We start from the raw sequence: 18474 nt of genomic DNA on the forward strand, positions 1-18474 counted from the left end.
AGATGAAGGCGCGATGAAGCACAGGCCTTGCGCCGCTGGTGACGCGTCATTGCAAATCTAGAATTCCTGCAATCCGGGCAGAGGGCCCATGTCAAGGACGAGAGATGAGCAAGCTATTGCTGGTTGAGGACGATCTGCCGCTGGGCAGTTCCTTGCAGCGCGTACTGACTGTGGCCGGCCACCATGTGGTCTGGGTTCGCAACGCGGGCGATGCCCAGCGCTTCCTGGCCCAGCCCGATTGGGCGGCCCTGCTGCTGGACATCGGCCTGCCCGACCGCTCCGGGCTCAGCCTGCTGGCCTGGTTGCGCTCACTCGGTCAGGATCTTCCGGTCATCATCCTGACCGCGCGTGATTCGGTGGATGACCGCGTCCAGGGCCTGGACAGCGGCGCCGATGACTACCTTCCCAAGCCCTTCGCGATGGAGGAGCTGCTCTCCCGCCTGCGTGCGCTGCTGCGCCGCAGCGCGCGCCAGCCAAGCAATGTCTGGCAGCTGGGCGAGCTGGCACTCGACACCGCCAGACGCCGCGCGCTCTGGAGTGGTGCCGAGGTGCCGCTTTCCACCCGCGAGTACGACATCCTTCAGGCTATGGCGGCCCAGCCCGACAAGGTGCTGACCCGCCAGCAGATTGAGCGCGCCATCGGCGCCGCGAGCAGCAACGACAGCAATGCCATCGACGTGCACATGTACAAGCTGCGCAAGAAGTTGCCCGAACTGGCCCTGACCACGGTGCGTGGCGTGGGCTATGTGCTCGAGGCCGGTGCGGCCCAGCCGCAATGAAGGGCCAAGCCAAGCAGGCCCCTTCGCTCGGGCGGCGCATGATCGCCTGGCAAGGCATGGCGCTGCTGCTGGCCTGGCCTGTGCTGAGCCTGCTCCTCAGCTACCGCCAGCTCTACGGCGACCCGACACAGGTCGAAGCTCAGCTGCGAGACTGGGGCGGGCTGCTGGTCGAGGCGGCTCGGGGGCCGGCGGACGGCCGCCAGCATCGCCTCGACGCCGCCGAGCGAGCCTTGGTGCGGGCCTACAGCCTGGACCAGCTCGGCGAGCAATTGCGGCCACGCTATCAACTCTGGTCAGCGGATGAGCGGCAGCTGCTGGCTCGCTCCGCCGAGGCGCTGGACCCTGCCGAACCCTCGCTCTCGCTGAGCGCGAGCGACGGTCAGCTGCGCCTGCACATCGGCGCTGCGCCCCGCCCGCCAGACAGCGTGCTGCCAGTGCTTGCCCAGGTATTGCCCATGCAACTGGGCGTATTCATATGGCACGGGCTGTGGATCTGGCTGTCGGTTCGCTGGGGCCTGATGCCGCTGCGCCAGCTGGCCCAGCGCATCGCGCAGCGGCGCGCTGGCGACCTGACACCGTTGATGGTCGATCGCAGCTATGCCGAGACCGCGCCCGTGGTGAGCTCGCTCAATGCCCTGCTGCAGCGCGAGAGCCAGCGCCTGGACGCGGAGCGCAACTTTCTTGCAGACGCCGCCCATGAGCTGCGCACGCCACTGGCCGCGGTCAGCGCCCAGGCCCATCTGCTGCTGCAGGAACCTGAACCCGACGCACGGCGCGACGCAGCCACGGCGCTGCGCCAGGGCATCGAGCGCGTCTCACACTTGCTGGCGCAATTGCTGACCATGGCGCGCGCCGAGGCCCGCGATGACCCCGCCAAGCAGGCTGGCCAGCGTCTGGATCTCGCCGAGCTGCTGCGCGAGCGGGCGGCGCTGCTGGCACCGCTGGCACGCGGCCGCCATATCGAGCTGTCGCTGCAGGCGCCGGACGAGCTCTACTGGCTGGGCGAGCGCAGCGCCCTGCACTCGGTCATCGACAACCTGCTGGACAACGCGATCCGCTACACCCCACCGGGCGGGCGTGTCGAGGCCAGCCTGCGAGCCCGGCCCGGCGGCGAGCTGTGCCTGAGCGTTGCCGACGACGGCCCAGGCATCGCCTTGGCCGAGCAGGAGCGCGTGTTCGAGCGCTTCTACCGCGTGGCAGGCAACAGCGAAACCGGGACTGGCCTGGGCCTGGCCATCGCGCGGCGTATGGCGCAGCGCCTGCGCGGGCGCATCGAGGTGGGCGGCGGCCTGGCCGGCCGTGGCGTCGGCTTCAGCCTGATCCTGCCGCTGCCCGCCGACTGACGGGGGCGATGCAGCTGCCGGCGCGGCCCGCCCCTCAACCTGCCCGCTTGGCCAGCAAGGCGCGGCCCACCCGTGACACCGGCTGGCGGCCCAGCTCGTTCGAGATGAAGGCGCCGGCATCGACCAGCTTGTCGATGTCGATGCCGGTCTCGATACCAAGACCATTGAGCATGAAGACGATGTCTTCGGTCGCGACATTGCCGGTCGCGCCCTTGGCATAGGGGCAGCCGCCCAGGCCCGCCACGCTGGCATCGAAGCGATGGATGCCCAACTCCAGACAGGCATAGATGTTGGACAGCGCCTGGCCGTAGGTGTCGTGGAAATGCCCGCTCACCTCATGCAGCGGATAGTGCTTCAGGGCCCGCTCCATGGCCGCCTGGATGCGGCGGGGCGTGCCCACGCCAATCGTGTCCGCGACGCCCATGTGGTCCACGCCGATCTCCTTCATCAGCTGCACCACGCGCTCCACTTCGTCCGGCGACACATCGCCCTGGTAGGGGCAACCGACCGCGCAGGACAGGGCGCCGCGCACCTTGATGCCAGCGGCATGGGCCGCAGCCACCACCGGTGCGAAACGCTCGATGCTCTCGGCGATGGAGCAGTTGATGTTCTTCTGGCTGAAGGCTTCGCTCGCCGCCGCGAACACGACGATCTCATCCGGCTGGGTGGGCAACGCTGCCTCCAGGCCCTTCATGTTCGGCGTCAGCACCGCATAGCGAATACCGGCGCGGCGCTCGATGGCGGCCATCACGGCCTCGTTGTCGGCCATCTGCGGCACCCACTTGGGACTGACGAAGCTGGTGACCTCGATCTCCTTCAGGCCGGCGTCCTGAAGCATCGAGACCAGCCGCGCCTTGTGCTCGGTGGCGACCGGCTGCTTCTCGTTCTGAAGGCCGTCGCGCGGGCCGACGTCAACGAGCGTCACATGGCTGGGCAGTGTCGTCATGTCAGCTCTCCAAACGCAGGAGTTCCGCGCCATCGCTCACCTGATCACCGACAGCGTAGAGAATCTCCGCCACCACGCCGTCGCGCGGGGCATTGATGGTGTGCTCCATCTTCATCGCCTCCATCACCGCCAGTGCCTGGCCCTTCGTGACCTTGTCGCCGACGCCGGCCAGGAAGGACACCATCTTGCCCGGCATCGGCGCGGTCAGGCGGCCGCCTTCGGCACCGCCCTCGCCCGCATGGGCAATCACGTCGAACTCGGTGACCACAACCGAGCCCTGCGGCGCAAACACGGCGACCTTTTCGCCCTGTGCATAGGTCTTGACCGTGATGCGGCGTTGCGGCGACGCCGGGCCGCCCCAAGTCGCCCCGGCCCCCTCGGGGGGTGTCAATGCGACAGCATTGGCCAGGGGGCTCGCTTCCTGCAGGCCTTCGCCGAGCAGCAGCTCATGCGATTCCAATCCCGCTGAATTCACGGCGAAGGGCAAGACCTGGCCCTCGACCTTCAACTGCATGCCACCCTGGTGATGACGCGACAGCAAGACCTGGTGGTGAACGCCGTTCACGTCCAGCTCGAAGCGGCGGGCCGAGGCGCCATACATGCGCCAGCCGTCACGACGGCTCCACGGGTCGTTGTTCTGCAGCGTGGCTTCCACGGCCAGCGTGTGTGCAACCACCGCGGCCGCCGCGACCTCCAGCGGCAGGCCCGGTTGATCGAACAGCGCTGCGCGCTCACGCTCGATCAGCGCCGTGTCCAGATCGGCATTGGCAAACGAAGCCGTCGCGGCGCAGCGGCGCAGGAAGGCGACATTGGTCTGCAGGCCGACGATGTGCGTGTCGCGCAGCGCAGCATCCAGGCGAGCCAGCGCCTGCGCGCGGTCTTCACCCCAGACGATCAGCTTGGCGACCATGGAGTCGTAGAAGGGGCTGATCTCGTCACCCTCGCCCACGCCGGCGTCGAGCCGCACATGGCCGCGCTCAAAGCTCACATGGGCGGGCCAGCGCGCCACGTCCAGACGTCCCGTGGCAGGAAGGAAGCCGGCCTCGGGGTTCTCGGCGCAGATGCGCGCCTCGATGGCATGGCCCTGCATGCGCAGCTCACTCTGCTTGAGCGGCAAAGGCAGGCCCGAAGCCACGCGCAATTGCCACTCGACCAGGTCCTGGCCGGTGATCGCTTCCGTCACCGGATGCTCGACCTGCAGGCGGGTGTTCATTTCCATGAAGTAGAAGCGGCCATCCTGCTCGCAGATGAACTCGACCGTGCCGGCGCCGACATAGCCCACGGCCTTGGCTGCCGCGACAGCCGCTTCGCCCATCTGGGCACGGCGCTCCGGCGTCATGCCCGGGGCCGGCGCTTCTTCCAGCACCTTCTGGTGGCGGCGCTGCACCGAGCAATCGCGCTCGAACAGGTAGACGCAGTCGCCCTGTGTGTCGCCGAAGACCTGGATCTCGATATGGCGGGGCTTCTGCACATAGCGCTCGATCAGCACCGCATCGTCGCCGAAGCTGTTGATCGCCTCGCGCTTGCAGGAGGCCAGCGCAGCATCGAATTCTTCTGCCGCGAGCACGGCACGCATGCCCCTGCCGCCACCGCCAGCGCTGGCCTTGATCAGCACCGGGTAGCCGATGCGATCAGCCTCGCGCTTGAGCAAGGCCGGGTCTTGATCGGCACCGTGATAGCCCGGCACCAGCGGCACCCCAGCCTGCTCCATCAGGCGCTTGGATTCGGCCTTCAGGCCCATGGCACGGATCGCTGATGACGGCGGGCCGATGAACACCAGGCCGGCCGCGGCACAGGCCTCGGCAAACTCCTCGTTCTCGCTCAGGAAGCCGTAGCCCGGATGCACGGCCTCGGCACCGGTGGCGCGGGCAGCCTCCAGGATGCGCTGCCACTGCAGGTAGGACTCGCGCGGCGCCGGGCCACCAATCAGCACGGCCTCGTCGCAAGCCTGCACATGCTTGGAGCGCGCATCCGCTTCGGAGTAGACGGCCACGGTCTTGACGCCCAGACGGCGTGCGGTGGCGGCAACGCGGCAGGCGATTTCGCCGCGGTTCGCAATCAGGATTTTCTTGAACATGGCCGTGTCTCTCCGTCTTGTTGTCGTCTGCAGGCTGCGGTATCAGTGCGTCTGGCAGGCGCTCGCCGGCGCGTCTTCGCTGACGGCGGCACTCATCAGCGTGATCTTGGCTTCCGGCTGGCGGCCGTGCGAGAGCTCGGCTTCGGTGGCGCAGTGCATGCCCAGGCGATCCAGCAAGGCGCGGTCCTTCTCGGCCTGCGGGTTGCTGGTGGTCAGCAGCTTGTCGCCGTAGAACATCGAGTTGGCGCCGGCCAGGAAGCACATGGCTTGCAGGCTCTCAGGCATTTCTTCACGGCCTGCCGACAGGCGCACCATGGCTCGCGGCATCGTGATGCGAGCGACGGCAATCGTGCGCACGAACTCGAACGGGTCGAGCGCCGCGGTGCCGGCCAGCGGCGTGCCCTCGACCTGCACCAGGTTGTTGATTGGCACCGACTCCGGGTACGGATCGAGGTTGGCCAGCTGCACGATCAGGCCGGCGCGCTGGCGGCGGGTCTCGCCCATGCCGACGATGCCGCCGGAGCAGACCTTGAGGCCGACGCCGCGAACGCGGTCCAGCGTGTCCAGGCGGTCTTGATAGGTGCGGGTCGTGATGATCTGACCGTAGAACTCGGGCGATGTGTCGAGGTTGTGGTTGTAGTAGTCCAGGCCCGCCTTCTGCAGTTGCTCGGCCTGGCCGTCAGCCAGCATGCCGGCGGTCAGGCAGGTCTCCAGGCCCAGGGCCTTCACTTCGGAAATCATCTCGCCGATGGCTTCCAGGTGGCGCTCCTTCGGCGAGCGCCAGGCGGCGCCCATGCAGAAGCGCGTGGCGCCATTGGCCTTGGCTGCGCGGGCGGCTTCCATCACCTCCTGCAAGGGAATCAGCTTCTCGGCCTTGAGGCCGGTGTCGAAGTGAGCCGATTGCGGGCAGTACTTGCAGTCCTCCTCGCAGCCGCCGGTCTTGATGGACAACAGCGTCGACAACTGCACCGCGTTCGCGTCGAAGTTCTCGCGATGCACCTGCTGGGCGCGGAAGATCAGGTCATTGAAGGGCAGCTCGAACAGGGCTGCCACGTCGTTGACGGTCCAGGGCTGGGCATTGCGGCGCTGCTCATCGGTGGTTGGCGTCAAGGACTGGATCTGGTTTTGCGTCTGCTTCATGGTCATGCTCAGGCTTGCGGAAGTTCGGACAGCAGCACGGAAAGCTGCGTGAGATGGGCGGCCACGGCCGCAGGTTCGGGTGAGGCCAGGCGCGGCACCTGACCCAGGCAGGGCACGGCCAGGCCGGCCTGCAAGGCGATCAGATTGTCGGCCACATGGGGCATGTCCGGGTCGGCCGTGTTGGCCACCCAGGCTGCGAGCTTGAGGCCGCGCGAACGGATGGCTTCAGCCGTCAGCAGCGCATGGTTGATGCAACCCAGTCGCAAGCCGACGACCAGCACGACCGGCAGCTGCAGATCGACCGCCAGGTCGGCGGTATCCCAGTTGTCGGTCAAGGGCACGCGGAAGCCGCCCACGCCCTCGACCAGGGCCACATCGGCCTGGGCCGCGGTGCTGCGGATCTTCTGCAAGAGCGCTTCGCGATCAATCGTGCCGCCATCGATGCGGGCCGCGATGTGCGGTGCGCAGGGCGTGCGGAACTGCAGCGGGCCGACTTCGTCAAGCGTCAGGCCCAGGGTCTGCGCGGCATGCAACTGCTGCACGTCCTCGTTGACCCAGCGGCCGGATGCATCCTGTTCCTGCCCGGCGGCCAGCGACTTGATCGGTGCGACGCGCAGCCCGGCGTTCTGCAGGGCTGCCGTCAGGCCGGCCGTGATGCAGGTCTTGCCGATCTCGGTGTCGGTGCCGGTGATGAAAAAACCCTTCATGCTGAGATCCGCTCCATGTCGGAGGCGGCTGCGTCCAGCGCGGCAAGCAACTGATCGACATCAGCCGCCGTATGCGTGGCGCACAGCGTGATGCGCAGGCGCGCCTCGCCCTTGGGCACGGTCGGCGGGCGAATGCCCGGCACGCGCAGGCCCTGGCGCTCCAGCCGCGCGGCCAGTTCCATCACCTGGGCATTGCCGCCGACGATCAGCGGGCGCACCGGCGTCTCGGACGGCGCGAGCTTCCAGGGCAGCGCGGGATGGCGCTTCAGCAGCGCAGCAATGCCAGACGAGAGCTGCGCCTGCAAGGCACGCAGGTTCGCGCGGCGCTGCTGGCCGGTCTCGCCCTCGATCAGTTCGAAGCTGGTGAGCAGCGCGTGTTCCACCGCCGGCGGCGAAGCCGTCGAGAAGATGTAGTTGCGAGCCGACTGCAGCAGGTACTCGGTGATGGTCTCGTGGGCCACGACGAAGGCGCCAGCCAGGCCCGCCGCCTTGCCCAGCGTGCCGACGACGACCAGCCTTTTGCTGCGCAGGTCGAAGTGTTCGATCGAGCCCCGGCCTTTCTTGCCCAGCACGCCAAAGCCGTGCGCATCGTCAACGATGAGCCAGGCATCGAATTCTTCAGCCAAGGCCAGCAGCTCGGGCAGAGGCGCGATGTCGCCATCCATGCTGAAGACGGCGTCCGTCACGATCAGCTTCACGCGTGCCGAGCTGCCCGCGAGCAGGCCGCGCAACTGAGCCACGTCGGCATGGCCATAGCGCGTGACCCGGGCCTTGGACAGCCGCGTGCCGTCAATCAGCGAGGCATGGTTGAGCGCCTCCGAGAAGATCTCGGCGTCCGCGTCGCCCAGCGCCGTGACCACGGCCAGATTGGCCATATAGCCGGTGCAGAAACCAATGGCCCGCGCTTGCGGGATGTGCGGCGCGAACCAGTCGGCCAGCGTGTCGGCCACGCGGGTATGCGCCACCGAATGACCGCTCACCAAGGGCGATGCGCCGGAGCCGCCGCCATAGATGCGCGCGCCTTCGGCCAGTGCCTCGGCGATGCGCGGATGCGCGGCCAGGCCCAGGTAGTCATTGCTGCAGAACATCAACAATTCACGCGCAATGCCGTCGGCACCACGCACGACCTGGTGCGGCGCCGTCGGGCTTTCGGCCTCACGCAGGAAGCGCGTCAGGCTCTGCGCCTCGATCGCGTCCAGCTTGGACTTCAGGTGCTCAAGCAGCATCGGCCAGCACCTCGTTCAGCGTGTTGGTCACGGCGTTCGCCAGGAAGGAGGCCGTGGCCGGGCCGATCAGGTACGGCGGCATCAGATACACCGTGTGGCCGATCGGACGGATCAGGAGCTCATGCTTGCGGGCCGCCAGATGGAACTTCTCGGCGAAGCGCTCCGGCGCCTCTTTCACGTCGAAGGCCAGAATCAGGCCGCGCTGGCGCAGGTGCTCGACGCGTGTGTCTTCGGCCAGTGGCGCGAAGGCGGCAGCCAGCATCTTGCTTTGCGCTGCGTTGCGCTCCAGTTGGCCGGCATCGAAGCGGTCAAGCACGGCGTTGGCGGCCGCGCAGGCCAGCGCATTGCCGGTGTAGGAATGCGAATGCAGGAAGCCGCGCGTGACGTCTTCGCTCCAGAAGGCGCGGTAGATGGTCTCGGTGGTCAGCACCAGCGACAACGGCAGCGTGCCGCCGGTGATGCCCTTGGACAGCAGGACGAAATCGGGCCACTCGGCGTCTGCTTGTTCCCAAGCGAAGAAGGTACCCGTGCGGCCACAACCAACGGCGATCTCATCGGCGATCAGATGCACGTTGAATTCACGCGTCATCGCGCGCAGCGCACGCAGATAAGCCGGCGAATGCATCACCATGCCCGCGGCGCCCTGCACCAGCGGCTCGATGATGACGGCGGCGATCTGGCCGCTGCGCTCTTCCAGCAGCGCCCGCATCGCGGCCAGCGCCTTGACCTGGCCCTCGATGCCCTTGCGCGAGTCGGGCGACAGGGCGATGTGGGCACGCATCAGCAACGGGTCGTAGGCATCGCGGAAGATGGCCACGTCGGTGACGGCCAGCGCGCCAATCGTCTCGCCGTGATAGCCATTCTTCAGGCAGACGAACTCGCGCTTCTCAGCGTGCCCCAGGTTGCGCCAGCTGTGAAAGCTCTGCTTCAGGGCGATTTCGACGGCGCTGGCACCATCGCTGGCGAAGAACACATGGCCCAGCGCGCCGCCGGTGCGGGCAGACAGGCGCTCGGCCAGGCGCACCGCCGGCTCATGCGTGCAGCCGGCCAGCATCACGTGGGGCAAGGTATCAAGTTGCTGCTTGATGGCGGCATTCAGTTGCGCATCGGCATGGCCAAAGAGGTTGACCCACCAGGAACTGTTGGCATCGAAATAGCGATGGCCATCAAAGTCGTAAAGCCAGGCGCCTTCGCCTCGCTGGATCGGCAGCGGCGGCACCCGCTCGGCACGCGCCATCTGCGTGCAGGGGTGCCAGACGGCGGCCAGGCTGCGCTGCTGCAGCTCGGGGGTGGTCAGGGACATGGAATCTCGGTCAGGCCAGCCAGCTCGGCTTGCTCTTGTTCAGGAAACTCTGCACGCCCTCCCGGCCTTCGCTGCTCGCACGGATGTCGGCGATGCGGCGGGCGGTGTCGTCGCGCAGGGGCGGTGTGATCGGCTGGTGGGCCAGGTCCTGCACCAACTGCTTGCAGGCCTTGACCGCGGCCGGGCCGTTGGCCGAAACAGCGGCCAGCAGCGCCGCGATTTTCTCATCCAGCGCGGCTGCGTCCGCCGCCAGCTCATGAACCAGGCCCAGGCGGTGGCCTTCGGCCGCCGAGAAGCGCTCGGCGGTGACGAAATAGCGGCGCGAGGCCTGCTCGCCCAAGGCACGGATCACGTACGGGCCGATGGTGGCCGGCAAGAGGCCCAGCTTGGCTTCAGACAGGCAGAAGCCGGCCGACTCGACGGCCACCACGATGTCGCAGACCGAGACCAGGCCCACGCCGCCGGCATACACATCGCCCTGCACGCGCGCGATCACGGGAATCGGGCAGCTGTAGATGGTCCAGAGCATTTGCGCGAGCTTGCTGGCGTCGGCATGGTTTTCGTCCCAGCTGTAGCCCGCCATGGCCTTCATCCAATTCAGGTCGGCACCCGCGCAGAAGGCCTTGCCTTCGGCGGCCAGCACGATGGCGCGCAGGCTGGCATCGCGACCCAGCTCGGCGAAGGTCGCGGTCAGCTCGGCGATCACCGCCTCGTTGAAGGCGTTGCGCACATCGGCGCGGTTCAGGGTGACTTGGGCGACCGCGCCTTCGCGTTCGACCTTCAGCGTTTGATTTGTCATGGCGGGCTCCAGACCACGGCCTCATTGACCGCGTACAGCTTGCAGGGCTTGTCGTAGTCGCGCTGGCAGAAGGCCAGTGCGCGCGAAATCGAGTCATCACCGATGGCATAGCCCCATCGGCCCTCGCTGCTCATGGCAAAGGCGCGCGGCAGCTTGGCGGCGAGGAACTTCTGATAGGCCTCGCGCAGCTTGACGCCGCCTTGCGGCAGCGCAGCTTCATCGGCCGACGCGGCGCTGGTGGGCGGCGGCACGGCCAGCACACCGGGCTTGTCAAAACCCAAGGGGGCGAGGAATTCATCAACCAGGCTCTGCCAGACGTCGTTGCCGGTGCCAAAGAGCTTGTGGCCGTCTTCGCCAAACGGCGGCAGCACGCGCAGGTCGACCTTGGCACCGGCCTGGCCATAGGACTCGGCCCAGCGCCGCGCATTGCGGGGTGAGAAGTAGCGGTCGTTCTCGGCATAGACCCACAGCGTCGGCGTCGGCTTGGCCTGCTGCGCATCGAGCTCGCCGTAACGGCCGTAAAGCTGGCGCAGCTGATCGGCCTGGCAGGGCTCGCCCGGCTGAACATCGGGCCGACCGCCATGTCCACCGGCAAAGTTGATGGCCGCCGTGGGTTGCGGCTGGTGCAGCGAGGTGGCTGCAATGGTCGAGATGCCGCCAACCGAAACACCCAGCAGCAAAAGGCGCTGAGGGTCGATGTCCGCCTGCTGCTGCATGAAGCGCGCAACCTCGAGGATTTGCGCAGCCGCGGCAGCAAGCGCCGACGCGAAGCGCGGGCTGCTGCAGTTGACGCTGCTCTCCGGGTCGCCCAACGAGGCCAGCTCGCCATAGCCCAGACGCAAGGGCACGGCCACAGCGAAGCCCTTGCGCAGGAAGAAGCGCGTGGCCGACTCGTAGCGCTGGCGCTTGTACTCGGCGCGGGTCTTGCTGTCACGGCCGTGGCTGATCACGACCAGCGGGAACGGCCCCTTGCCTTGCGGCCGGAAGGTCGTCACAAGCAGCTCGCCCTGCACCAGCCTGCCTTCGGCATCCTGGACGCTGGCGGGCACGCGCACGATCTGTTCGCGCAGCTCAGCCGCCAGCTTGTCTTGCGCCTGCGCCGCCGTCCCGGCCAGCAACAAGGCCAGGCCCAGAGCAATGCATGGCAACAATCGTTGAGCAGGCATCAGCGAGCCGCGATCACATCCGGAACACGCCGAACTTCGTTTCCGGGATGGGCTGGTTCAATGCAGCCGAGAGACCCAGCGCCAGCACGCGGCGCGTGTCGGCAGGGTCGATCACGCCGTCGTCCCAGAGGCGCGCCGAGGCGAAATACGGATGCCCCTGGTCTTCGTACTGCTGGCGGATCGGCGCCTTGAAGGCCTCTTCTTCGTCAGCGCTCCAGGCGCCGCCCTTGGCCTCGATGCCATCGCGCTTGACCGTGGCCAGCACCGACGCAGCCTGCTCGCCGCCCATCACCGAGATGCGCGCATTCGGCCACATCCACAGGAAGCGTGGCGAGTAGGCGCGGCCACACATGCCGTAGTTGCCGGCGCCAAACGATCCGCCAATGATGATGGTGAACTTGGGCACCTGGGCGCAGGCCACGGCCGTGACCATCTTGGCGCCGGCGCGGGCAATGCCTTCGTTCTCGTACTTGCGGCCGACCATGAAGCCGGTGATGTTCTGCAGGAACACCAACGGAATCTTGCGCTGGCAGCACAGCTCGATGAAATGCGCGCCCTTGTTGGCGCTCTCGGCGAACAGGATGCCGTTGTTGGCAACGATGCCCACCGGCATGCCTTCGATATGGGCAAAGCCGCAGACCAGGGTGGCTCCGTAGCGGGCCTTGAATTCATCGAACTCGGAGCCATCGACCACGCGGGCGATCACCTCGCGGATGTCGAAGGGCTTGCGTGTGTCGGTCGGGATCACGCCGTGCAGCTCGGCCGCGTCGAACAGCGGCGCCCGCGGTGCCTGCTTCGCCAACTGGTCGGGCTTGACCCAGTTCAGGCGGGCCACCGCCTGACGGGCCAGGGCCAGCGCATGGGTGTCGTCATTGGCCAGGTGGTCGGCCACGCCGGAGAGGCGCGTGTGCACGTCGCCGCCGCCCAGGTCTTCGGCCGTCACGACCTCGCCCGTCGCGGCCTTCACCAGCGGCGGGCCGCCCAGGAAGATGGTGCCCTGGTTCTTGACAATGATGGTCTCGTCGCTCATCGCCGGCACATAGGCGCCGCCTGCGGTGCAGGAGCCCATCACCACGGCAAGCTGCGGAATGCCTTGCGCCGACAGGTTGGCCTGGTTGAAGAAGATGCGGCCGAAGTGGTCGCGGTCCGGGAAGACTTCGTCCTGGTTGGGCAGGTTGGCACCGCCCGAGTCGACGAGGTAGATGCAGGGCAGGCGGTTCTGGTCGGCGATCTCCTGGGCGCGCAGATGCTTCTTGACGGTGATCGGGTAATAGGTGCCGCCCTTCACCGTGGCGTCGTTGCAGACGATCATGCAATCCACGCCCGACACGCGGCCAATGCCGGCAATGATGCCGCCGCCGGGCGCTGCGTTGTCATACATGTTCAGGCCCGCCAGCGGCGCCAGTTCGAGGAAGGGCGTGCCGGGGTCCAGCAGCATTTCGACGCGGTCGCGCGGCAGCAGCTTGCCGCGGCCGGTGTGCTTGGCCCGGGCCGCCTCGCCGCCACCTTCGGCAATCTTGGCCAGGCGGGCATTCAGGTCGTCGAGCAGGGCGCGCATCGCCTCGGCATTGGCCTTGAAATCGGCCGAACGGGCATTGAGCTTGGTGGACAAGGCCGGCATGTTTGCTGTCTCCTGCAGGCTTGAGTGACGCTCAATGAGCCGCACTCAAGAAATAGTTGAATCCCAGCCACAACCGCGCCGAGGTGCGAGAGGATAGCCCAGCAAATACCCTCATGCAATAGTCCTTGAGTAAGGCTCAAGTTTTAAGCCAGAATGCGCTCATGCCACCATCCGCCACCCTGCCTCAGCCGCAACGGCGTGCGCCAACGAGCGCCCGGGCCGAGCAGCGCGTGCGCGACATCCTGCGCGTCGGCCGCGAGGTGTTCGCCACCCGTGGCTACGAGCGCAGCACCACCACCGAGATCGCTCAGCGCCTCGGCGTTTCCGAGGCCACGGTCTTCACCTATTTCCGCAGCAAGCGCGAACTCTGCATGCGGGTGATCGCCGACTGGTACGACGAAATCATCGCGGCGATTGAAGACGGCCTGCCCCGCGAAGCCGGGGTGCGCGAGCAGCTGGAGTTCATCGTCCGCACCCATCTGCGCCTGTTCCTGATCCAGGGCACGGGCCTGTGCGAGCTGGTGCTGTCCGAAGGCCGCAAGCGCGATGCCGACTGGAGCGCCGAGTTCGGCGAGGCCTTCATCGAGCTGCAGCGCCGCTACACCGCCCCGCTGATGGATCTGCTCTCGCGCGGCCAGGCGCAAGGCCAGGTGCGCCTGGACATCCCGCTGCGCATGTTGCGTTCGCTGGTCTTCGGGCCGATGGAGCACATGCTGTGGGAAGTGATCACCGCCGGCCGCCAGATCGACGTGGACCAGAGCGCCCGCGACCTGGTCGCCCTGCTCTGGCCGGCCCTGCAGGCACCCGACCGGGAACTGATCGCGCTGCGCCGTCTGCGCGAGCAGGTGCAGAGCGCGCTGGATCAAGAGTAATGGCGCGAACGGGCCGAGCCCTTCCAGGCCCTACCATGAGCACATGATCCAAACCCTGGGCACGGCGCGCGACCTCGGGCGCCTGAGCGAGATCCTCGGCGTCTTGGCGCGCCACGGCTTTGGCGACAGCGTGCGCCGCCTCGGCCTCACCGAGGCCCTGGCCCGAGCAGGGCACGCCCTGCACCTGGAGCATGCGGCCGACCTGGCCCGCCTGCCGCCGCCGGTGCAGGTGCGCCTGGCGATGGAAGAGCTGGGGCCCACCTTCGTCAAGCTGGGCCAGATCCTGGCCGGCCGCGCCGACCTGTTCGGGCCCGACTGGATCACCGAATTCGAGAAGCTGCACAGCCACGTGCCCGCCGTGCCGCTGGAGCACCTGGCCGAGCAGCTGCGCGAGGACCTTGGCGGCGAGCCGGGCTCGGTGTTTGCTCATTTCGAGGCCGAGCCCCTGGCCGCCGCGTCGATCGCCCAGGTCCACCGGGCCCGGCTGCAGGACGGCACGGAGGTCGTGGTCAAGATCCGCCGGCCCGGCATCGTCGAACGCATCGAAGCCGACCTGCGCCTCCTGGAGCGCCTGGCCGGCATCGCCGAGCGCCAGCTGCCGGCCCTCAAGCCCTACCGGCCGCAGCGCCTGGTGCGCGAGTTCGGGCGCTCGCTGCGCCGTGAGCTGGACCTGGCGGCCGAATGCCGCCACGCCGAGCGCATTGCCACCAATCTCGCCGCGCTGCCCGACATCGTCGTGCCCAAGGTGCATTGGCAGCACACCGGCTTGCGCCTGAACGTCCAGGACTTTGTCAAGGGCATTCCCGGCGGACAGCTGGAGCGACTGACCGCCGAGGCTGGCTTCGACCGCCAATTGCTGGCCCGGCGAGGCGCCCATGCGGTGCTGAAAATGATCGTCGAGGACGGCTTCTTCCATGCCGACCCGCACCCGGGCAATGTGTTTTACCTGCCAGGCAACCGCATCGCCTTCATCGACTTCGGTATGGTGGGCCGGCTCTCCAGCCAGCGCCGTGAAGACCTGCTGCAGCTGCTGCTGGGCCTGGTCGAGCGCCGGCCGCAGGCGGTGGCTGAAGTGCTGCTGGACTGGACCGGCGACGAGGGCGGCCTGCACCTGGACGGCCTGGAGGCCGAGATCGAGGGCTTCGTCGACCAGTACCACGGCGTGCCACTGGCCCAGCTCCAGCTCGGCCAGATGCTGACTGACGTGACCGCCATCCTGCGCGAGCACCGCCTGGCCCTGCCGGCCGACCTGGCGCTGCTGATCAAGGCCTTCATCTCGCTGGAAGGCATGGGCCGGGGCCTCGACCCCGGCTTCCACATGGCGGCCGAGGCCATGCCGCTGCTGCGCAAGATCGTCAGGGCCCGCTACCAACCCAAGGCCCTGGCTGCGCGCGGCTGGGGCGCCCTGCGCCGCACGCTGGCCACGCTGGAGCAGTTGCCGCACGACCTGAGCCGGCTGCTGCGCAATGCACGCCGCGGCCGGGTCCATGTGGGCCTGGAGCTGCAGCACCTGAAGCGCGTGGGCGACCAGATTGATCGCGCCGCCAACCGCCTGGCCCTGGCCCTGGTGTTGGCCGCGCTGATCATCGGCTCGTCCATCGTGATGACGGTCAGCGGCGGGCCCACGCTGCTGGGCCTGCCACTGTTCGGCCTGCTCGGATTCACAGGCGCGGTGCTGGCTGGCATCCTGCTCCTGCGCTCGATCTCGCGCAGCAGCCACATCGACGACGACGAAGGCGGCTAGAGAGCCTCAGGCTCGCACCTGGCCGGCTCATCGGCGCTCAGCCGACGGTGCCGTCGGGTCGGTTCCATCAGCGACAAAGCCGGGCAGGAAAATTTCCGCAGAACCAGCTACGCTTCGCGCTCTACCGCAAAAGCAGAAGGAGCCGCGCCATGGCGATCAAGTTGACGGTCAACGGTAAGCCGGTGTCGATAGACGCCGATCCCGAGATGCCACTGCTGTGGGCCTTGCGCGAGGACCTGCAGCTGACCGGCACGAAGTTTGGATGCGGAATGGCGCTGTGCGGCGCCTGCACCGTGCACGTGGATGGCCAAGCCACCCGGTCCTGCTCCACGCCGCTGTCGGCCGCTGCCGGCAAGCGCGTCACCACGATCGAGGGCGTGGGCGCTTCGGCCACGGGCAAGGCGGTGCAACTGGCCTGGGTCAAGCTCGATGTGCCGCAATGCGGCTACTGCCAGAGCGGCCAGATCATGAGCGCCTGCGCGCTGCTGGCGAGCAAGAAGAAGCCCAGCGACGCCGACATCGACGGCGCCATGAGCGGCAACCTCTGCCGCTGCGGCACCTACAACCAGATCCGTGCGGCCATCAAGGACGCCTCGGCTTCGCTGTCCAAAGGAGCCTGATCATGGGCAAGATCGACAGACGCGAATTCCTGCAGGTCGCAGCCAGCGCTTCGGCCCTGACCGTCGGCTTCTCGCTGCCACTCAGCAGCCGCGCCGCCGCCACGCAGAGCAACACTTTTGCGCCCAACGCCTGGTTGCGCATCACGCCGGACAACAAGATCACGGTGATCTGCGGCTCGGCCGAGATGGGCCAGGGGGTGCTCACCGCGATTCCGATGCTGGTCGCTGAAGAGCTGGAGGCCGACTGGTCGCTGGTCAGCGTCGAGCAGGCACCGGTGGACGCGGCCTACAACAACCCCATGTTCGGCATGCAAGCCACCGGCGGCTCCACCACGGTGCGGGCGCACTGGACGCCGGTGCGCCAGGCCGGCGCCGCGGCGCGCGAGATGCTGGTGGCAGCGGCCGCCAAGAAGTGGGGCCTGCCGGCCGACAAGCTGCGCTGCGAGCGCAGCCAGGTCATCGCGCCCGGCGGCCAGAAGATCACTTATGGCGCCCTGGTGGCGCTGGCTGCAGAGCAGCCCGTGCCGGAAAAACCGCTGCTCAAGTCCAGCGCTGACTTCAAGATCCTGGGCAAGCCCACGCGCCGCCTCGACACACCGGCCAAGACCAATGGCACGGCCAAGTTCGGCATCGATGCCCGGGTCGACGGCATGCTGGTTGCCGTGATGGCGCGCGCGCCGCACGCGGGCATCAAGCCAAAGAGCTTCAATGAGGCCGCAGCCAAGGCGATCAAGGGCGTGAGGCAGGTGATCGCCATCGACTCCGGCGTGGCCGTGCTGGCCGACGGCTACTGGGCGGCCAAGAAGGGCCGCGATGCGCTGGCCGTGGTCTGGGAGATGGGCGACAAGGCCTCGCTCGACAGCGCCAAGGTCTCCACGATGCTGGCCGAAGGTGCCAGCAAGGCCAGCGCGATGGCGCTCGAGAAGGGCTCGATCAAGGACGTCGCGGCCACGCTCAAGGCCGAGTACGAAGTGCCCTATCTGGCGCATGCCTGCATGGAGCCGCTCAACTGCCTGGCTTGGGTCAAGGGCGACGAGGTCGAGATCTGGGCCGGCACACAAAGCCAGGGCCCGGCGCAGGGCATCCTGGCCCAGGTCGCTTCGGCCACGCCGGCCAAGGTCAAGATCAACACCATGCTCCTGGGCGGCGGTTTCGGCCGTCGTTTCGCACCCGACTTCACCATCGACGCGGTGCTGCTGTCCAAGCTCAGCGGCCGGCCGGTCAAGCTGATCTATGCGCGTGAAGACGACATGGCCGCGGGCTTCTACCGTCCGGCGTCGCTGGTGCGCTTCGAGGCCGCGCTCGACGGTGCCGGCACGCCGACGATGCTGCGCGCCGATGTGGGCTCGCCTTCCATCATGGCGGCCTCGGGCTTCATGCAGATTCCGCCGAACGGCGTCGATTCGATGGCGGTGGAAGGCCTGGCCGATCATCCATACCAGATCGCCAACCAGCGCATCGCCTATGGCCGCGCCGAGCCGGGACCGCAGGTCTGGTTCTGGCGCTCGGTCGGGCATTCACAGAACTGCTTCTTCATCGAGAGCTTCATCGACGAGATGGCCGCGGCGGCCAAGCAGGATCCGCTCGCCTTCCGGCTCAAGATGCTGGACCCGAAGCACACGCGCCATCGCGGCGTGCTGGAGCTGGCCGCCGCCAAGGCAGGCTGGGGCAAGCCTGCGGGGCCGGGTGTGCATCGCGGCATTGCGGTGGCCGAAGCCTTTGGCAGCTATGTGGCCGAAGTGGTCGAGGTGTCCATGGCGGATGACGGCACGCCCAAGCTGCATCGCGTGGTCGCCGCCGTGGACTGCGGCCTGACCGCCAATCCGCAAACCATCACGCGCCAGATCGAGAGCGCCATCTGCTATGCACTCTCGGCCGCGCTTTACGGCAAGATCACGTTCGCGGGCGGCAAGGTCGAGCAGGGCAACTTCCACGACTATCCGGTCGTGCGCATGAGCGAGATGCCCAAGATCGATGTGCACATCGTGCCCAGCAAGGCCGACCCCGGCGGCATCGGCGAGCCGGGCACGCCGCCGTTGGCACCGGCACTGGCCAATGCCATCTTCGCGGCCACCGGCAAGCGCATCCGCAAGCTGCCCATCGACACCGGCCTGCTGAAGAAGGCCTGAGT

At 67.7% G+C, this 18474-nt stretch carries 15 protein-coding genes; 6 read left to right on the forward strand and 9 right to left on the reverse strand.

Translation table 11 applies throughout. The features are described 5' to 3' along the window. Positions 1-104 precede the first annotated feature (104 nt). Together ABT392_RS15250 and ABT392_RS15255 are read left to right on the forward strand one after the other, a co-directional pair. A complete protein-coding gene (locus tag ABT392_RS15250) occupies positions 105-779 on the forward strand; it encodes a response regulator transcription factor (RefSeq protein WP_395385395.1) in 675 nt (224 codons plus the stop codon). Beyond that, positions 776-2122, forward strand: a complete 1347-nt coding sequence (locus tag ABT392_RS15255) for a sensor histidine kinase (protein WP_395385394.1) — start codon at positions 776-778, stop codon at positions 2120-2122. The genes ABT392_RS15250 and ABT392_RS15255 overlap by 4 nt, the downstream gene beginning before the upstream one ends. Positions 2123-2156: 34 nt before the next feature. On the opposite strand, the gene ABT392_RS15260 is transcribed toward ABT392_RS15255, so the two are convergent. The 9 genes from ABT392_RS15260 to ABT392_RS15300 are packed head-to-tail and all read right to left on the reverse strand — an operon-like array spanning position 2157 to position 13107. Beyond that, the gene (locus tag ABT392_RS15260; protein WP_334278208.1) at positions 2157-3068 is read right to left on the reverse strand and encodes a hydroxymethylglutaryl-CoA lyase; all 912 of its coding nucleotides are present in this window, start codon (positions 3066-3068) and stop codon (positions 2157-2159) included. 1 nt (position 3069) lies between these two features. Beyond that, the gene (locus ABT392_RS15265) at positions 3070-5145 is read right to left on the reverse strand and encodes an acetyl/propionyl/methylcrotonyl-CoA carboxylase subunit alpha (RefSeq protein ID WP_395385393.1); all 2076 of its coding nucleotides are present in this window, start codon (positions 5143-5145) and stop codon (positions 3070-3072) included. 42 nt (positions 5146-5187) lie between these two features. Further along, on the reverse strand, positions 5188-6285 hold the full coding sequence (gene bioB, locus ABT392_RS15270; protein WP_334278210.1) for a biotin synthase BioB: 1098 nt from the start codon (positions 6283-6285) through the stop codon (positions 5188-5190). 8 nt (positions 6286-6293) lie between these two features. Continuing rightward, complete coding sequence (gene bioD / locus ABT392_RS15275) at positions 6294-6992, reverse strand: dethiobiotin synthase (protein ID WP_395385392.1); 699 nt, start codon at positions 6990-6992, stop codon at positions 6294-6296. Then, positions 6989-8218, reverse strand: coding sequence for an 8-amino-7-oxononanoate synthase (bioF, locus tag ABT392_RS15280; protein WP_334278212.1), 1230 nt, complete (start codon positions 8216-8218; stop codon positions 6989-6991). The genes bioD and bioF overlap by 4 nt, the downstream gene beginning before the upstream one ends. Further along, a complete protein-coding gene (gene bioA / locus ABT392_RS15285; protein WP_395385391.1) occupies positions 8208-9521 on the reverse strand; it encodes an adenosylmethionine--8-amino-7-oxononanoate transaminase in 1314 nt (437 codons plus the stop codon). The genes bioF and bioA overlap by 11 nt, the downstream gene beginning before the upstream one ends. A gap of 10 nt (positions 9522-9531) precedes the next feature. Continuing rightward, positions 9532-10320: an enoyl-CoA hydratase/isomerase family protein gene (locus ABT392_RS15290; protein WP_395385390.1), complete on the reverse strand. Its 789-nt coding sequence runs from the start codon at positions 10318-10320 to the stop codon at positions 9532-9534. Then, positions 10317-11468, reverse strand: a complete 1152-nt coding sequence (locus tag ABT392_RS15295; protein WP_395385389.1) for an alpha/beta hydrolase family protein — start codon at positions 11466-11468, stop codon at positions 10317-10319. The genes ABT392_RS15290 and ABT392_RS15295 overlap by 4 nt, the downstream gene beginning before the upstream one ends. Before the next feature lie 31 nt (positions 11469-11499). Beyond that, entirely contained in the window at positions 11500-13107 is a 1608-nt protein-coding gene (locus ABT392_RS15300; RefSeq protein WP_334278217.1) for a carboxyl transferase domain-containing protein, read from the reverse strand. 161 nt (positions 13108-13268) lie between these two features. On the opposite strand from ABT392_RS15300, the gene ABT392_RS15305 reads away from it, so the two are divergent. From ABT392_RS15305 to ABT392_RS15320, 4 genes are all read left to right on the forward strand, one after another. Next, the gene (locus tag ABT392_RS15305; RefSeq protein ID WP_334278218.1) at positions 13269-13979 is read left to right on the forward strand and encodes a TetR/AcrR family transcriptional regulator; all 711 of its coding nucleotides are present in this window, start codon (positions 13269-13271) and stop codon (positions 13977-13979) included. A 43-nt stretch (positions 13980-14022) separates the two neighbouring features. After that, a complete protein-coding gene (locus ABT392_RS15310; protein WP_395385388.1) occupies positions 14023-15723 on the forward strand; it encodes an ABC1 kinase family protein in 1701 nt (566 codons plus the stop codon). 149 nt (positions 15724-15872) lie between these two features. Then, positions 15873-16343, forward strand: a complete 471-nt coding sequence (locus ABT392_RS15315; protein ID WP_334278220.1) for a (2Fe-2S)-binding protein — start codon at positions 15873-15875, stop codon at positions 16341-16343. A gap of 2 nt (positions 16344-16345) precedes the next feature. Continuing rightward, positions 16346-18472 carry a xanthine dehydrogenase family protein molybdopterin-binding subunit gene (locus ABT392_RS15320; protein ID WP_395385387.1) on the forward strand — a complete coding sequence of 709 codons (2127 nt, stop codon included), beginning with the start codon at positions 16346-16348 and terminating at the stop codon, positions 18470-18472. Positions 18473-18474: the final 2 nt, after the last annotated feature.

It is taken from the genome of Paucibacter sp. JuS9 (assembly GCF_044043925.2).
GTDB lineage: Bacteria > Pseudomonadota > Gammaproteobacteria > Burkholderiales > Burkholderiaceae_C > JAUASW01.

Coding starts and splice junctions, on each gene's coding strand:
- ABT392_RS15300 (WP_334278217.1), bottom strand. CDS start 13,107: ATGCCGGCCTTGTCCACCAAGCTCAATGCCCGTTCGGCCGATTTCAAG.
- ABT392_RS15260 (WP_334278208.1), bottom strand. CDS start 3,068: ATGACGACACTGCCCAGCCATGTGACGCTCGTTGACGTCGGCCCGCGC.
- ABT392_RS15250 (WP_395385395.1), top strand. CDS start 105: ATGAGCAAGCTATTGCTGGTTGAGGACGATCTGCCGCTGGGCAGTTCC.
- ABT392_RS15290 (WP_395385390.1), bottom strand. CDS start 10,320: ATGACAAATCAAACGCTGAAGGTCGAACGCGAAGGCGCGGTCGCCCAA.
- ABT392_RS15315 (WP_334278220.1), top strand. CDS start 15,873: ATGGCGATCAAGTTGACGGTCAACGGTAAGCCGGTGTCGATAGACGCC.
- ABT392_RS15305 (WP_334278218.1), top strand. CDS start 13,269: ATGCCACCATCCGCCACCCTGCCTCAGCCGCAACGGCGTGCGCCAACG.
- bioB (WP_334278210.1), bottom strand. CDS start 6,285: ATGAAGCAGACGCAAAACCAGATCCAGTCCTTGACGCCAACCACCGAT.
- ABT392_RS15255 (WP_395385394.1), top strand. CDS start 776: ATGAAGGGCCAAGCCAAGCAGGCCCCTTCGCTCGGGCGGCGCATGATC.
- bioF (WP_334278212.1), bottom strand. CDS start 8,218: ATGCTGCTTGAGCACCTGAAGTCCAAGCTGGACGCGATCGAGGCGCAG.
- ABT392_RS15265 (WP_395385393.1), bottom strand. CDS start 5,145: ATGTTCAAGAAAATCCTGATTGCGAACCGCGGCGAAATCGCCTGCCGC.
- ABT392_RS15310 (WP_395385388.1), top strand. CDS start 14,023: ATGATCCAAACCCTGGGCACGGCGCGCGACCTCGGGCGCCTGAGCGAG.
- bioD (WP_395385392.1), bottom strand. CDS start 6,992: ATGAAGGGTTTTTTCATCACCGGCACCGACACCGAGATCGGCAAGACC.
- bioA (WP_395385391.1), bottom strand. CDS start 9,521: ATGTCCCTGACCACCCCCGAGCTGCAGCAGCGCAGCCTGGCCGCCGTC.
- ABT392_RS15320 (WP_395385387.1), top strand. CDS start 16,346: ATGGGCAAGATCGACAGACGCGAATTCCTGCAGGTCGCAGCCAGCGCT.